This window comes from Bacillus cereus group sp. BfR-BA-01347, assembly GCF_022663835.1.
Classification (GTDB): domain Bacteria; phylum Bacillota; class Bacilli; order Bacillales; family Bacillaceae_G; genus Bacillus_A; species Bacillus_A thuringiensis_K.
On sequence record NZ_JAKUGG010000074.1, the window covers coordinates 1 to 647 of the forward strand.

A 647-nucleotide genomic window follows, 5' to 3' on the forward strand; every position below is an offset into this window, starting at 1 on the left:
TCCACGGGGTCTTTCCGTCCTGTCGCGGGTAACCTGCATCTTCACAGGTACTATAATTTCACCGAGTCTCTGGTTGAGACAGTGCCCAAATCGTTACACCTTTCGTGCGGGGCGGAACTTACCCGACAAGGAATTTCGCTACCTTAGGACCGTTATAGTTACGGCCGCCGTTTACTGGGGCTTCAGTTCAGAGCTTCGCTTATGCTAACCCCTCTCCTTAACCTTCCAGCACCGGGCAGGTGTCACCCCCTATACTTCGCCTTACGGCTTCGCAGAGAGCTGTGTTTTTGCTAAACAGTCGCTTGGGCCTATTCACTGCGGCTTTCCGTTAAGAAAGCACCCCTTCTCCCGAAGTTACGGGGTCATTTTGCCGAGTTCCTTAACCAGAGTTCTCTCGCACACCTTAGGATTCTCTCCTCGCCTACCTGTGTCGGTTTGCGGTACAGGCACCTTTTATCTCGCTAGAAGCTTTTCTTGGCAGCGGGGAATCAAAGACTTCGCTCCATAAGGAGCTTCCCCATCACAGCTCAGCCTTCACGATAAGCGGATTTGCCTACTTATCAGCCTAACTGCTTGGACGTGCACAACCAATCGCACGCTTCTTCTATCCTTCTGCGTCCCTCCATTGCTCAAACGATAAAGAGGTG

The 647-nt window shown here is 52.1% G+C and carries 1 rRNA gene; it reads right to left on the reverse strand.

Features of this window, described 5'->3' with window-relative positions:
* Positions 1 to 647 (reverse strand): 23S ribosomal RNA (locus MR143_RS32655); the annotation flags it as partial.